10 protein-coding genes and 2 pseudogenes are annotated in these 13,942 nt (G+C 62.2%); 9 read left to right on the top strand and 3 right to left on the bottom strand.

Annotated elements, in window-relative coordinates; genetic code table 11:
* Positions 1–26 precede the first annotated feature (26 nt).
* Together QW863_RS19780 and QW863_RS19775 are read right to left on the bottom strand one after the other, a co-directional pair.
* Positions 27–1,226 (bottom strand): hypothetical protein, encoded by a 1,200-nt coding sequence (locus tag QW863_RS19780; protein WP_315717185.1) that lies wholly within the window; start codon positions 1,224–1,226, stop codon positions 27–29.
* Positions 1,223–2,362 (bottom strand): glycosyltransferase, encoded by a 1,140-nt coding sequence (locus QW863_RS19775; RefSeq protein WP_315717184.1) that lies wholly within the window; start codon positions 2,360–2,362, stop codon positions 1,223–1,225. The genes QW863_RS19780 and QW863_RS19775 overlap by 4 nt, the downstream gene beginning before the upstream one ends.
* Before the next feature lie 319 nt (positions 2,363–2,681).
* Here QW863_RS19775 and QW863_RS19770 point away from each other — a divergent pair, with 319 nt between their 5' ends.
* Genes QW863_RS19770 through QW863_RS19755 form a run of 4 tightly spaced genes read left to right on the top strand, consistent with a single transcriptional unit; the run spans position 2,682 to position 7,750 of the window.
* Entirely contained in the window at positions 2,682–3,944 is a 1,263-nt protein-coding gene (locus QW863_RS19770) for an ABC transporter ATP-binding protein (protein ID WP_315717183.1), read from the top strand.
* Entirely contained in the window at positions 3,941–4,819 is an 879-nt protein-coding gene (locus QW863_RS19765) for a class I SAM-dependent methyltransferase (protein ID WP_315717182.1), read from the top strand. Before QW863_RS19770 ends, QW863_RS19765 begins: the two co-directional genes overlap by 4 nt.
* A gap of 25 nt (positions 4,820–4,844) precedes the next feature.
* Complete coding sequence (locus tag QW863_RS19760) at positions 4,845–5,735, top strand: glycosyltransferase family 2 protein (protein WP_315717181.1); 891 nt, start codon at positions 4,845–4,847, stop codon at positions 5,733–5,735.
* Positions 5,736–5,737: 2 nt separating this feature from the next.
* Positions 5,738–7,750, top strand: a complete 2,013-nt coding sequence (locus QW863_RS19755; RefSeq protein ID WP_315717180.1) for a hypothetical protein — start codon at positions 5,738–5,740, stop codon at positions 7,748–7,750.
* Here the strand turns inward: QW863_RS19755 and QW863_RS19750 are convergent.
* Complete coding sequence (locus tag QW863_RS19750) at positions 7,709–9,109, bottom strand: hypothetical protein (RefSeq protein WP_315717179.1); 1,401 nt, start codon at positions 9,107–9,109, stop codon at positions 7,709–7,711. The genes QW863_RS19755 and QW863_RS19750 overlap by 42 nt on opposite strands.
* 130 nt (positions 9,110–9,239) lie before the next feature.
* Here QW863_RS19750 and QW863_RS19745 point away from each other — a divergent pair, with 130 nt between their 5' ends.
* From QW863_RS19745 to QW863_RS19725, 5 genes and pseudogenes are all read left to right on the top strand, one after another.
* Entirely contained in the window at positions 9,240–10,088 is an 849-nt protein-coding gene (locus tag QW863_RS19745) for an ABC transporter permease (RefSeq protein WP_315717178.1), read from the top strand.
* 48 nt (positions 10,089–10,136) lie between these two features.
* Positions 10,137–11,447: an alpha/beta hydrolase gene (locus tag QW863_RS19740; RefSeq protein ID WP_315717177.1), complete on the top strand. Its 1,311-nt coding sequence runs from the start codon at positions 10,137–10,139 to the stop codon at positions 11,445–11,447.
* 133 nt (positions 11,448–11,580) lie between these two features.
* The gene (gene galE, locus QW863_RS19735; protein WP_315717176.1) at positions 11,581–12,594 is read left to right on the top strand and encodes a UDP-glucose 4-epimerase GalE; all 1,014 of its coding nucleotides are present in this window, start codon (positions 11,581–11,583) and stop codon (positions 12,592–12,594) included.
* 55 nt (positions 12,595–12,649) lie between these two features.
* A pseudogene (locus QW863_RS19730) lies at positions 12,650–12,937 on the top strand (methyl-accepting chemotaxis protein); the annotation flags it as partial.
* A gap of 162 nt (positions 12,938–13,099) precedes the next feature.
* Positions 13,100–13,942: pseudogene (locus QW863_RS19725) on the top strand (IS3 family transposase); the annotation flags it as partial.

Here is a 13,942-nt window from a genome sequence, read left to right as displayed (position 1 = left end):
CGCTGCCTGATTATGGCAACTTCAAGTCAGTCTACAATGCTCTTCTCGTAGACTCCATAGGTGTGCGACTGTCGCAATCCGATCCGCGTCAGGGATTGCGCCAGGGGGTTGTTGTCGAGAACCCACCCGGCTATTGCCCGGTCGATGCCCAGCGTCGATCCGCGCTTCCAGAGTTCCTCGACCATGACGGCCGTAATCGCTGCGCGGAGAGCGCTGCTGCGGTATTTCGAGGCCATGCCGAGCAGGACAATTCTGAAGGAACGGTACTTCGCGCGTTTGATGCGGATGAACAGCTTGAGCCAGCCGACGAGGCTCGGGACAGGCCCGAGCCCGGCGGCGACATCGAACAAGTTGGGAATCGCCAGCATGAATGCTGCAGGCTCGCCATTGACCTCGATGAAGAATCCAGCGTCCGAAAACAGCATCGGCTTGAATTGGGCCGTCAGTGCACGCACATCGGACTGCGTGGTCGGGGTGAAGCCCCAATTGTCCTGCCAACCATCATTGAAGATCTGCCTCGCCAGCTCCATGTCGGCGTCGAGCGCGTCGAGATGAATGTCGCGCGTGGTGATGCCGGCGTGACGTCGCATGGAGGAGAATCGTTCGAAACGACTCTCGGTGCCGACGTCCATTCTATTGTACTCGAAGCAGAGCAACTCTCGGACGAGCGCGTATCCGGCGTCGCGAACGCGACCATCGAGATAGTCGGGATGCCATGGGAACAGCGTCATCGGCGGCTCCTGTTGCCCTTCCAGGAGGAGGCCAGATTCGCCATTGATCGACAGCAGGAACGGTCCCCGAGCCACCTTGCGCCGCTGCTGACGCAGCCAAGCCTCCGCGGCCACGAACAGCGCGTTGACGACGTCGCCGTCGTCGATCGCGTCGAGACACCCGAACAATCCGATGTCGGCCGCTTCCGGCCCGGCGGCAGCGTGATCGATCTGGGCCGAGATGCGTCCCTGCGGCCGACCATTCCGCATGGCGATCCAATAGGCTGCCTGCCCGTGAGTGAAGAATGAATTGTGCCGGGGATCAAGCATCTGCCGCCGTTCGAAATCGAGCGGAGCGACGAAACCCGGCATCCCGTTGTAGATCACTCGCGGCAGGACGATGAAATCGTGTAGTTGCGCGCGGGTGTGGACCTGCTCGATCGTCAGCGGCGACGAGGCCGTGCGGCGATGCACCACCGCAGAAGAGGAGCGGCTGTTCTCGCCGGTTGCGGTCATGTGCGGTCTCGGGGCAAGGCAGCGGAATGGGTGCTACCGTGGCGGTCGGGCCCTTCGGCCCCACCGCCGAGGAACCAAAGCCACTGGGCCGCGGTTCGAGCCGTATTGTAATGCGCGCGCATCTGGGCATGTCCCTGACGCGCAATGCGATCCAGCCGCACATCATCGTTCCAGATCTGCCGAATCGCGTCGCGCCATTGATCCGCGGTCTGCGCCGACGGCATGCCGCAGATCTCGCTGAAGGCGACAACATCCGGCGACCGGGCGTCGCCGATGGCCGGACATCCCCGGGCGAACAGACCACGCATGCGGCCGGCAGACTTGAGATAGGAATCGGGAACTGACGGCCGCGCCGGGACGATGCCCAGCCGGGCCTGGGCTGCCAGCGCGCACAGCGCTTTGGGCGACCAGGCGGCGTAGCGGACCGGCAGGGCGCCCCACCGTTCGCTCCGCTCCGGAAGGTTCGTGAGGATGACGAGTTCGGCATTGGTGTCGCGGCCGAGCGAAGCGAGCGCGTCCTTCAGGGCGACGAGACCATCGAGGCTTTCCCGCGTACCATGCCACAACAAGAGTGGCGGTCGTTGCGAGGGGGCTGCAGCGTCGAGCGCGGCGCCGCCGCTCTCGATGAGATCGACCGTTTCGGTCTCCTCGATGAACCAGGTGCGGGAATGGGCAGTCCCTAAGAACGATGCGAATACCGGAGAGGAAACCGAGACGACATGAGCGAAGCGGTCGAGATTCGCCCAGACCCGGTCCGCGTCGTCGGGCTGCAGCAGGACGGTACGATGCGGTGAGCACAGGCCACGCGGCGGGACGGCCTTGAGGCAGAGCAGCCAATCCACCGGCGCGGTGGGGAGGCCTCCGGCATCGATCTGCCAAGGCAGACCGAGAGCTGCGACTTGACGGCGCAACTCCGGTACGACCCGATCGACATGGATTGCGGTGCTGGGCCACGGATTGGGTGTCCAGAAGTGAATGCGGAGTGGCGCGCGGCGCAGGTCGGGCGGCGGTTCCTCCGGGACAGGCACGAACCGGCCCGTTGTCCGTCCGCCGTGATGCGCCGCCAGCATGTGCCGAAAGCGAAGCTTGGCCGGCAGAAGCGGCGCCCAGCGGGGCAATGTGTTGTCCCAGATCAAGAAAGAATACCGGTACGAATTGTATTCAACGATTCTGTCGTTCTTCTCTACCGTTCTTCGCCCCGGATTGATAGATATCGGACATCTTCAAGGTTGCAATTGCCAGGGCCTGCTCGTTGATGTTTGATGGCATGGCCTTCGTCCGCAGTCTGCGCAGATGCCATCACTCGCCATCAAAGTCGAGAACGTCTCCAAAGCCTATACGGTCTGGTCGTCGCCGGCGGCGCGCCTACATGGGCCGCTGCTCGGGCGGCTTGGCCAACTGCCGTTCCTGCCGGCCACGGTGCGAAACACCTGCGAGCGATTGTCGCATGGCGCCGTGCGCAACTACTACGCCCTGCATGACGTCTCGCTCGAGGTGCGGCGCGGCGCCAGTGTCGGTATCATCGGCCGCAATGGTTCAGGCAAGAGCACGCTCTTGCAGCTGCTCGCTGGGACGCTGACGCCGAGCCAGGGCGAGATCGCCGTCGTCGGCAGCATTGCCGCCATGCTCGAGCTTGGCAGCGGCTTCGATCCGGACTTTTCGGGGCGTGAGAATGTCTATCTGAATGCGGCCATCCGCGGTATGAGCCGGCGGCAAACCGACGCGAAATTCGACGAAATCGCCGCGTTTGCGGACATCGGCGACTTCATCGACCAACCAACCAAGACCTATTCCAGCGGCATGACCGTCCGTCTGGCGTTCGCCACCTCCGCCTGTCTCAAGCCGGAGGTGCTGCTGGTTGATGAGGCGCTGAGCGTCGGCGACATCTTCTTCCAGCAGAAATGCATCCGCCACATGAGGGAGGCCATGGCCGATGTCACCAAGGTCTTCGTCACGCACGACCTCCAGGCGATCCGCAGCGTGACCGAATACGCCTATGTGCTCGACCGCGGCGAAATCGTCTTCGCCGGAAGCTCCAGGGATGCAGTCGATTTCTACATCGGGATGTCGCACCGCGTCTCCGACGGACGCGACCGTTCCGTGGCGGACGCCGGCTCCGCAGCGCTCGGCAGACGCGCCGCGCCGGGCGTGGACATGGACGCGAACAGGTTCGAGCGGCTGCCATGGATTGATCTCAAGTCGTCGCAATTGAGCGGGGCGGGGGACGTTCGGATCAGGCGGGTCGCCGTCACCAAACCTGATCTTGCTCCGGCCGGTACGGTTCAGGCGGGCGACCGGATCAGCGTCGACCTGTTGCTGGGGTGCGCCGCAACGAAGACGCACGTGATCGTCGGCTATCTGCTCAGCGACCGTCTCGGCAATCAAATCTGCGGCGAGAACAGTTGTAGCCTCGCGCGCGGCGTCGTCGCACTCGATCCCGGCGAACACCTGGTGCGGCTCGAATTTGTCTGGCCGGAAATCCAGCCGGGCGACTACACCCTTACGGTCGGCATTGGGGAGGGGACGGATCCGCTGCGGCACGTCGTCCAATGCTGGGCTCATAGCGTCGTCAAGCTCAACGCCATCAGTCCTGGTCGGGCGATCCACGGCATCTTCAACAACCCGATAACGAAGCTCGACATCGTGCCGTTTGGCGGTTCCACGGCCTGGCCAGCCCCCGGTTCGGCAGCGCCTCCATCAATCCGGTGTGGCGTATGATCGAGCCCGAGCATTCCGCCGACTTGTCGCAGCAACCAGCCTGGGTCGTCAGCGAACCAGCTTACGAGTCGGATGTCCTGAACCCGCAGCTCGCGATATCCCCCTGGCAGGGGCACCGCGACTTCGCGTATGATCTTGTCGGCTTTTCGCGGCCGCGCCTGATCGTCGAACTCGGCGTTCACTACGGCTGCTCCTATTTTGCCTTCTGCCAGGCGGTCAAAGATCGCGATCTGCCGAGCCGGGTCGTTGGCATCGATACGTGGGAAGGCGACGAGCACTGCGGCCACTACGGTGGCGAAGTGTACGAGACGGCCGCGAAGACGATGGCTGGCTTGTTCGCCGATGATCGCTTTGTGCTGCATCGCGCCCGCTTCGATCAGGCGACGGAAGCGTTCGACGACGATTCGATCGATCTGCTGCATATCGACGGCCTGCACACGTATGATGCGGTTCGCAGCGATTTCACCACCTGGTTGCCAAAGCTTGCCCCGGACGGAATCGTCCTGATGCACGATATCGCGCCGTCATCGGGCTACGAGTCCGCCCGTTTCTGGGCAGAGATCAAGCAGCGCCATCCGCACTTCGAATTCCTGAACCGGTGGGGGCTCGGCATCCTCTTTCCCAAGGGCGAACACTGGTACCGCGCCGGGCTCGCGGAAGGCGTGCCGGACAAGATCCGCGGCTATCTCTACCGCGGCGAATGGCTCGTCGAGCGCTACCGCGCCTCCATCGACTTGCAATGGCAGAGGGAGCAGACCGACCGCTGGTGGCAGGAAAGCGAGAGGTTCAAACAGCGCGTCGGCGAACTGGAAAGACGGCAGCATTCTGGCTGGTTGCGCGCGATCGGCATCGTTCGTCGCTCCGACGGTGATTGACGGGATGGATTGGGGATATCATCAGATGGATGACACTGTTGCGGTGATCACGCGGACCAGGAACCGTCCGTTGCTGTTGCCGCGCGCCCTGGACAGCGTGTTGGACCAGAGCTTCGAGAATTGGATTCACGTCGTGGTCAACGACGGCGGCGATCCTGCCACGGTCGACGGACTGATCGCCCAGCGCGCGGGCCGCTATGCAGGTCGTTGCCACGTCATCCACAATAATACATCGCGCGGCATGGAAGCCGCGTCAAATCAAGGCGTTGAAGCGTCATCCAGCCGCTATATCGTTATTCACGACGATGATGACGCATGGCGACCGGACTTCCTCAGTAAGACTGTGGCCTATATGGAGGCGAATGCGACGTTTCCGAAACTGGCCGGCGTGATCACCCACACGGAGAGAGTCGTCGAATCCATAAGGGAGGACCGGATCGAGACCGTGCAACGACACGATTTCAATTCCTGGGTGAAGGGGGTGCATTTGTTTCGCATGCTGGCGCAAAACATGTTCCCGCCGATCTCGTTCCTGTTCAGGAGAGATGCGCTGGTGAAGATCGGCCCATTCCGGGAGGATCTTCCAGTTCTGGGTGACTGGGAATTCAATGTCCGATTCCTGCAATCCTTCGAGATCGGAGTGGTGTGCGAATGCCTGGCCTATTATCACCATCGTTTGCCGGCCGGCGCGGTCGAATACAGCAATTCGGTCGTCGATCAGAGCCACCAGCATGAGAACTACAGCGTCTTCCTCCGCAACGAATGGCTTCGTCAGGAACTGAATAGCGGACGCACCGGGATCGGCACCCTGGCCAATATTTCGTGGCAGATGTTTCTATTGGAGGCGTGGCTTCGAAAACGGTGCCAGGACAAGGGCTTTCTTCATCGCGTCTTTCGCCGAAGAAAATACGATTGAGCATGCAAAGCTACATGGACGCGGAACTCCAATCCAGACTTGATGACGCCGACGTCGTTTCATTCGACGTCTTCGATACGTCGATTCTTCGCGCGTTGGCGGAGCCCGATGATCTCTTTCTGTTGATGGAGCCGGCTGTGCGCCGCAGGCTCGGCGCAGATTCAATACAGTTCGCGGCGGCGCGGCGCGATGCGGAGCGGCTGGCGCGCGAACGCGCCTGGCAAAGCCATCGTGCCCGGGAAGTCACGTTGGACGAAATCTACGACACCCTTTCCGAGCTCCTGGCGATCGATTCGGATTTGTCTAAATCCGTTGCGCAAATGGAAATCGAGGCGGAGCTCGACGTCTGCCGGCGCAATCCGTTCATTCATGATGCCTATCGCTGGTGCCGCGATCGCGGCAAGCGAATCGCCTTCATCTCCGATTCGTACCTTCCGGAGCGCGTGATCGCCGATCTGCTGCGGAATGCGGGCTACGACGGCCATGAAGCCTTGCTGGTTTCGTCGGTCTCGAAGAAGACGAAGTCAACCGGCGAGCTCCATGCCGAAGCGCGAGCGCGCCTGCCCGGTGAAGGTCAGCGCTGGCTCCACATCGGCGACAACATCCGTGCGGATATCGAGATGGGACGGAAGCATGGAATGTCGACCTGGCATTACCGGCGCTGCATGGACGCGTATATGAGCTCTCACCGCGCCTCGAAGGTGTGGAAGACATCGGAGCCTGCATCTGCGGCAAGGTCGGTCGCGCAGGGGCTGATCGCCAACCGGATCACCCATGCAAGACGGGACGCCGTGCCGGTCTCGCGCGAGGAGAGCTTTTGGGAGGATTTCGGCTATGTAACGGCCGGTCCGCTGTTTGTCGGCTTCACGGAATGGTTGATTGAGCAGGCTAAGGCGCGCCGCTTGGACGCCCTGTATTTCCTGGCCCGTGAAGGGCTCGTGATGCAGCAGGTCTATGACAAGCTGGCCGCCGCGACAGATGGAGCGGTCAAAGAGACGCACTATCTTTATGGTTCGAGGCGTGCGCTTAACGTGGCGGCGATCAAGGACCTCAATGAGGATGTCATCCGGTTTCTGTCGGGCGGGACATCGGTGCTTACAGCGGCGCAATTCATCGAGCGCGCTGGCGTCGACTGGCGCAAACATGAGGGAGCTTTCGGTGCGGCTGGATTTAGCGGCCCCGACCACGAGGTCAAGACGGAGGCGGATTATGGACGCCTGCGGCAATTGTTCCTCGGGCTTGTAGGACCGATCTGCGAGAACGCGCGCGAGGAACGTGAGGTTCTGCTGGACTATTTGAGCGCTTCCGGTCTGGTGGGGGGCCGCCGCGTTGGCCTGATCGACGTCGGGTGGCATGGTACGATGCAGCGGTCGATCACCGATATGCTGCGCGAGAGGGGGGATTGCCCGGAGATTACCGGACTCTACCTCGGCACATATGGGTTCGCGCACGAGATCGTTCTGCCCGACGAGAAATATCCCCACGACGCCTACCTTTTCCGGCGGGGCGAACCGGACGACTACCGGCGCTTGATCTGGGAGGGGGTCGAAGTCGTCGAATTGTTGTTTTCGGCGACGGAGGGCACGATCGTTCGTATGGAGCGCGACGCCGACGGCAACTATTCTCCCGTTAGGGCGTTCACCGATCTCGAGCCCTACAGGGTCGAGAGTATCGTGCGCATGCAACAAGGGGCGATGCAATTCGTCGACGATTATCTGGCGCTGAAGGTCCGGTTTCCGGACCTCGCCTTGTCCAAGGACGCGGCGGCGGCGCAATTGAAGCGCTTCCTGCAGTATCCGACCGAAGCGGAGGCGCGTCATGTCGGCGATATTCCGCACGGAGAAGGATTCGGTGCCGTATACGCAAGACGACTGCTGGCCTATCCACACAGCCTGCGGATGCTGGCGCGACCGCAGTCGTTCCGATGGGTGCTCCGGCACGATTATTGGCATGCCGGCCGCAATCGTCGGGGCTCACCGGTGCAGCGCGCGGTCTATTGGCTTCTGACCCGGTAATCCCGCGGACGTCGACGCCGGCGCGGCCAGCCCGCCGGCGACGCCCTCCGCCTTGGTCCCATGGTCATCGCCCACAGTCCGCGCTCGTTCCATCAGCGCGAGATCGCGCGACGTCAACCCAAGGATCAGGAAGAACAGGATCACGCCCGCATATCCGAACCGATAATCCGGCACGACGATGAGGGGAAGCAGCATGACCTGATAGGCGATAGCCACGACCAGATAGACCATCCACTCTGGTCGACGCCGATGCAGCTTCAGCCGCACTATGGCCGCCAGAAGGACGACGGCTCCGATCATCGGCAGCCAATGGCTGGAGAGCCATTGAGGCGCGGCATCGAGATAGGCATTCACCATTCCGTTCGCCTTCGGCCAAAAGAGGTGAATACGAGGATTTGAATCGATGCCGGGATGGTACGTCCAATGCCCGCGCAGGTACTCGCGCACGATGACGCTGCGGGTGTCGAGATATGCGAGCGGATAGGCCACAACGGCGCTCTCCCAGCGGCGACGCAGTTCTGCCAAGTCGTCGCCGACGACGAACCGCACCATTTCGCTTTCGGGATTCGCCCATGCGATCGGAGACAGGCTGTCGCTCCAGTAGTGCCGCTGCAGCACAGCAAGATCGTTGGCGGGAAAGCTCGCGGGAGTCAGCAAGAGCTGATCGGTCCGGATCGAAATGCCGGCGAGGTCGAACAGAAAGATCCCGCCCTCGGCATGCCGGGCTTCAGGCTTGACGACTTTTGCGACGAACAGGCCTAGCCCGGCGGCGGTGAGGAGCAAGACCCCGGCGAAGCGGGCGGCCGGGAGCAATTTTCGTCCGGCCAGGACGTACTCGCCCCAAATGAACAGCGGCAGCAGGAGAACGGTCTCCGGGCGTATCGATGGCGCGAGCGCAATCAGGGCTGCGCGCGTATGGAGGAGCCTGGCTGGCGCGGCCGCTGAGGACATCGCGAAGGTCGCGACGAATAGCGCGGCCACCCAGGTGTCCTTCGAGACCGCAACGAGGTGGTTGAGTACGGGTGGGAACAACGCGAATCCGAACGCGGCCAGCAACGCCGCCAGCGACGAAAGGCCATTGGCGCGCAAGGTGAGGACGACCGCGTAAACGATCGCGAAGACGATCAGCGTGGTATGCCCCGCGACCAGGGTCGGAGAGGCGCCGCTCATTCTCCACAGCCAGGCCACGAGAGGAGCGTGCCAGTCGTGAAAGCGGTCGCCGAGTGCCTGGCCATACAGGTCGAGCGCATCGGCATTCATCCGTCCGGGAAACGAGGGCAACGCGATCAGCGCCGATCCGACGAAGGTCAAGAGCGCCAGAGCCCAAGGCGGAAAGCGATCCTGATGCTCGGTCGTCATGAGCGCTGTGCCTGAGAAGGATGCGAAATCGTCGCTGTCGGTTTGCGAAATTCAGCTATTTGCTTGCACTCGTTTGGCGCTACTGTCAAACTTGTTGATACTTATGGTTTCGTAGCGGGGGCGACGTAACATGGCGGCCGTGCAGCAATCGCGAGATCATTTTTCCTGGCCGCAACTGCTGTTGCCGTGGGAAATCGTGCGCAGACTGGTCGCGCACGGCACGCTGCTTCGGCAGTTTACCTTGCGGGATATTCTGGCGCGCTACCGCGGCTCGTATCTGGGCGTTGTCTGGTCGCTGTTGCGGCCGCTGGGGATGCTGACTGTCTATGTGGTCGTCTTCGGCTTCATCCTGCAGCCGCAACTCGGCGGTGGCGCGGGCAAGCTGGACTTCGTGCTCTCGATGTTCTGCGGGCTGATCCTATTCGATTTCTTCGCCGAGGCGGTCGGACGCTCGCCCGCTCTGGTCGTCTCGAAACCTAACTTCGTCACCAAGGTGGTTTTCCCGCTGGAGATTCTGTCGCTGTCGGCCGTGGCGGCCGCGCTCGTGCAGATGATCGTCAGCTTCGTCCCATTCTTCTGTGGCGTCCTGCTGGCGCACGGTACGGTTCCGGCCACGGCGACGCTGCTTCCGCTCGTGGTCGCGCCGTTGATCTGCTTTGCATTGGGCTTTAGCTGGCTGCTGTCCAGTCTCGGCGTGTTTGTCAGGGATCTCAACGCGATGGTGCCATTGTTGCTGACAGTGCTCATGTTTGCCAGCGCGATCTTCTATTCGCTGAGCAGCGTCCCCTCGGAATTCCGATGGCTGTTCGATCTCAATCCGATTGCCGCGCTGGTCGATGATGCGCGCAAGGTCGCCGTGCTGGGGCTTGCGCCGGAATGGGGGAGGCTGGGCGCGATGTTCGCCGCTGGCGTCGTTGTCGCTGTCGCTGGTTATGCTTTCTTCATGCGCACGAAGCGCGGCTTCGCCGACGTGGTCTGACGGTCTGCGGACGCGATGAACAGCACAACGTGCGCTTCGGCCGGGGCGATGAAGGCGCCCACACCGTTCCGATTGGCAATTCTGTTCGACGATGCCGACGCGGCATCGCTGGCGCGAGCCGCCACCTTGCGCGACGGTTTCGATCCCACTTGGTTTGCGCCGGAACTCTGGCCGGCCGGACTCACGCGGTTCTCCGGCCTGATGCGGCTGGCTTGGCAGTTGCGTAGCCGTCGACCCGCGGCTCTCTACGCGCCGTCGTCGCGCGGTGCGAACTGGGGCGCCGTTTTGGGCGTCCTGTTCGGCATTCCCGTCGTGACGGACAGTCCCCAACCCGGCATTGCGCGCCTCGTGCGGCTGGTTCGCGGCCGCTATGCCGCTGTGGGCTTGGAGGCAGCGGCGTCTTCAGCCAAGACATCTTCTGCCAAGACGTTGGCACTGCCAGCCATCGAGGGCGTCGAGCACGTCCTGCGCGGGGTCCTGCAGATGGGATCGTCATGGACGACGACGGGCGACGGGCGGCTGCCGATCGAGTTGGCGCTGTGCACCAGGAACGGCGGATCGGCGATGGCCGATCGGATCGAAGAGCGTGGCGTCAGTCGTCCCGACCGGTCGGTGCGCGTCGTCGGCCGGCCGACCTTGACGGTGTTCCTGCCCGAGCGGCGGATCGCGACCGGAGCGGCGATCGTCATCTGTCCGGGCGGCGGCTATGCCGGCGTCACCATCGACAAGGAAGGTCATGACGTCGCGCGCTGGCTGGCGGCGCGGGGCATCGCCGGCCTTGTCCTGAAATACCGGCTGCCGCAATCGGATCGGGCGGACACCGCCCTGCCGTTGCCGATGGCCGATCTCGACGAAGCGCTGGCGGTAGCGCGCGCCCATGCGACGGTGTGGGGGATCCGCTCCGATCGGATCGGCGCCATGGGCTTCTCGGCCGGCGGGCATATGGTGGCATGGGCCTCGCGGTCGGCGGGATCGCCGGCTTTTGCCATCCTGGTCTACCCCGTAATCTCAATGGATCGAGCCATTACCCATGCTGGATCACGCAAGGCCCTGCTCGGGAAGTCTCCATCCGATGCCGTGGCCGGACGTTACTCGTTTGAGCGGGCCGTCACGCCAGGCGTCTGTCCGACATTTGTCGTTCACGCTCGGGACGACACCATCGCCAAGCCAGAGAATAGCTTCGTCTATCTTGAGGCGCTGCGCGCGGCGGCCGTGCCTGTGGAGGCCATGATCTGTGATCACGGCGGCCATGGCTTTGGCCTCGGAATTCATGGCGGCGAGGTCGCAAACTGGCCGGATCGTTGCCTTGAGTGGATCGCTACGACGACTGCAGCACGTTGGAGGCCGTCACCCGAATGAGCGGGACTAGAGCAAGCCGGTCGACCACAACGATAACCCATGGTATCGATCAAAAGGTGTCGTGTCGATATTTGATCGCATTGGTTGAGGTTGCGAGGCGGGAAGGTTGCGGCTGAAGAAAGCGAGTTCTTGCATGGGTGCTGGGCGGCGGATTCTTGTTACGGGCGGAGCCGGATACATCGGGTCACATTGTTGCAAGGCAGTTAGGGAAGCTGGATTTGAGCCTGTCTGCTACGACAACCTTGCAATCGGCCATCGATCGTTTGTGAACTGGGGACCTCTTGTTACGGGGGACATCCTGGACGAACGGAGCCTCGTTGCAGCGCTAAGGGAGTTTGAGATCCAGGCCGTTATTCATTTGGCGGCATCGAGCCTGGTGGGTGAGTCTGTATCGCATCCTCACATTTATTATCGTAACAACGTGGTCGGCACGCTGACGCTGCTCGACTCCATGCGCAAGGCCGGATGCTCCAACATTGTTTTTTCGAGCACCGGCGCAGTCTATGGCGAAGTACCTAGGATGCCCATCAGAGAAGCCCAAGCAGGGCATGCCGTAAATCCATACGGCAGGTCGAAATGGATGGCCGAGCAGATCATCGGGGACTTCGAGGCTTCATTTGGGTTCAACGCGATTCGGTTGCGCTATTTTAATGCTTGCGGGGCAGATGATTGCGGGCTCATCGGCGAACTTCGGGACCCCGAAACTCATCTGATTCCGCGGGCGCTGATGGTCATTCAGGGACACCTGGATGAGTTCGCCGTCTACGGGGATGACTACGATACTCCCGATGGATCGGCAGTCCGGGACTACATTCATGTCAGCGATTTGGCAGATGCGCATGTGAGGGCGATCCATGCCTTGATGAGAAACGAAAGGAAAATTGTCGGACGAGCGTTCAATCTCGGAACCGGCAAGGGTTATTCGGTCAAAGAGGTGTTGCACGCCATTGAGCGGGAAACCGGTTCTGCGCCGCCCACAACGATGAAGGATCGTCGCCCCGGTGACCCCTCCACGTTGGTGGCGGACCCCACAGCTGCCAACGACGATCTCCAGTTCCGCCCATTGCGATCGGACCTGCATACGATCATCAGGTCAGCCTGGGCATGGCATACGAAGGCGCATCCTCGCCGGGTCCGCGAGCTTTGACCAAGGGGAGCCGCCGTTGCGTCGTTCTTTCTGGCTGCCGGCCATGTCAAAGTCGCGAACGACGCGGCCCACCGGCGAGATCGGCCAGCAGCTATCGAGCATCCAGTCCGCCACCCAGCAATCGGTCCGTGCCATCCGCGAGATCGGCATCACAATCGAGAAGCTGCAGGAGATTTCGTCGACGATCGCATCGGCCGTGGAGCAGCAGGGCGCTGTCACGCAGGATATCTCGCGTAATGTCCAGCACACGGGCGCGGGAACGCAGTTGGTCTCGGCCAACATTGCGGATGTACAGCGTGGCGCAGTCGATGCCGGAACCGGCACATCCCAGGTTCTGTCCGCCGGGTACTAGGGCTAGAATCTGCGCCAAATTCAGAATTAGCGTTGATTTACAGCGGACGCCCGTAGCTTTTGATTCCGTCATTCGGAGGTTCGATCCCTCCTGACCTTGCCCCTCGGGCTTAATCCAGTTTGAAGTTCGTTCTGGCCCAACGAGGACCAGAGCATGAAGCGCAGCCGCTTTACGGAAGAGCAGATCATCGGGATTTTGAAGGAGCACGAGGCTGGCGTTCCGGTCGCCGATCTGTGCCGCAAGCATGGCGTGAGCGACGCCAGCATTTACAAGTGGAAGGCCAAGTTCGGCGGAATGGACGTCTCGGAGGCCAAGCGGCTGAAGACGCTGGAGGACGAGAACACGCGGCTCAAGCGGCTGCTGGCGGACGCCATGCTGGACAATGCCGCGCTGAAGGATCTCCTGGGAAAGAAGTGGTGACGCCTGCGGCGAAGCGGAAAGCTGTCGCACATCTCATGGGTGTTCACGGGATGAGCGAACGGCGGGCGTGTAAAGCCATCGGATGTTGCCGCATGACAGTCAGATATCAGATGAGCCGGGCCGATGATGCCGGGCTGCGGCAGCGCATGAGGGCGATCGCCCATGAGCGCCGCCGCTTCGGCTATCGTCGCCTGCACGTCCTGCTCAAGCGGGAGGGCTATGCGGTCAATCACAAGAAGCTGTTCCGGCTGTACCGGGAGGAACGGCTCACGGTGCGCCGCAGAGGTGGCCGCAAGCGGGCCCTCGGCACACGAACTCCGATGACGGTGCCGCTGCTCCCGAATGATCGCTGGTCGCTCGACTTCGTGTCGGATCAGATGACCGATGGCCGGCGCTTCCGCATCCTGACCGTGGTCGACGACTGCACCCGCGAGTGCCTAGCGCTGGTGCCCGACACTTCACTCTCGGGCGCCCGGGTCGCTCGGGAATTGGACCGGCTGGTCGCCGAGCGCGGCAAGCCCAAGATGGTGGTGAGCGACAACGGCAGCGAGCTCACGAGCAATGCCATCCTGACAT

It is taken from the genome of Bradyrhizobium sp. SZCCHNR1017, assembly GCF_032381375.1.
Taxonomy (GTDB): Bacteria; Pseudomonadota; Alphaproteobacteria; order Rhizobiales; family Xanthobacteraceae; genus Bradyrhizobium.
The sequence above is the reverse complement of the archived record's forward strand: the minus strand, read 5'-3'. Positions and strand labels throughout refer to the sequence as shown.

What these genes read in the sequence shown, in the direction of transcription:
- QW863_RS19780 (WP_315717185.1), bottom strand. Translation starts at nt 1,226, where the DNA reads ATGACCGCAACCGGCGAGAACAGCCGCTCCTCTTCTGCGGTGGTGCAT.
- QW863_RS19765 (WP_315717182.1), top strand. Translation starts at nt 3,941, where the DNA reads ATGATCGAGCCCGAGCATTCCGCCGACTTGTCGCAGCAACCAGCCTGG.
- QW863_RS19760 (WP_315717181.1), top strand. Translation starts at nt 4,845, where the DNA reads ATGGATGACACTGTTGCGGTGATCACGCGGACCAGGAACCGTCCGTTG.
- QW863_RS19755 (WP_315717180.1), top strand. Translation starts at nt 5,738, where the DNA reads ATGCAAAGCTACATGGACGCGGAACTCCAATCCAGACTTGATGACGCC.
- QW863_RS19750 (WP_315717179.1), bottom strand. Translation starts at nt 9,109, where the DNA reads ATGACGACCGAGCATCAGGATCGCTTTCCGCCTTGGGCTCTGGCGCTC.
- QW863_RS19745 (WP_315717178.1), top strand. Translation starts at nt 9,240, where the DNA reads ATGGCGGCCGTGCAGCAATCGCGAGATCATTTTTCCTGGCCGCAACTG.
- QW863_RS19740 (WP_315717177.1), top strand. Translation starts at nt 10,137, where the DNA reads ATGAAGGCGCCCACACCGTTCCGATTGGCAATTCTGTTCGACGATGCC.
- galE (WP_315717176.1), top strand. Translation starts at nt 11,581, where the DNA reads ATGGGTGCTGGGCGGCGGATTCTTGTTACGGGCGGAGCCGGATACATC.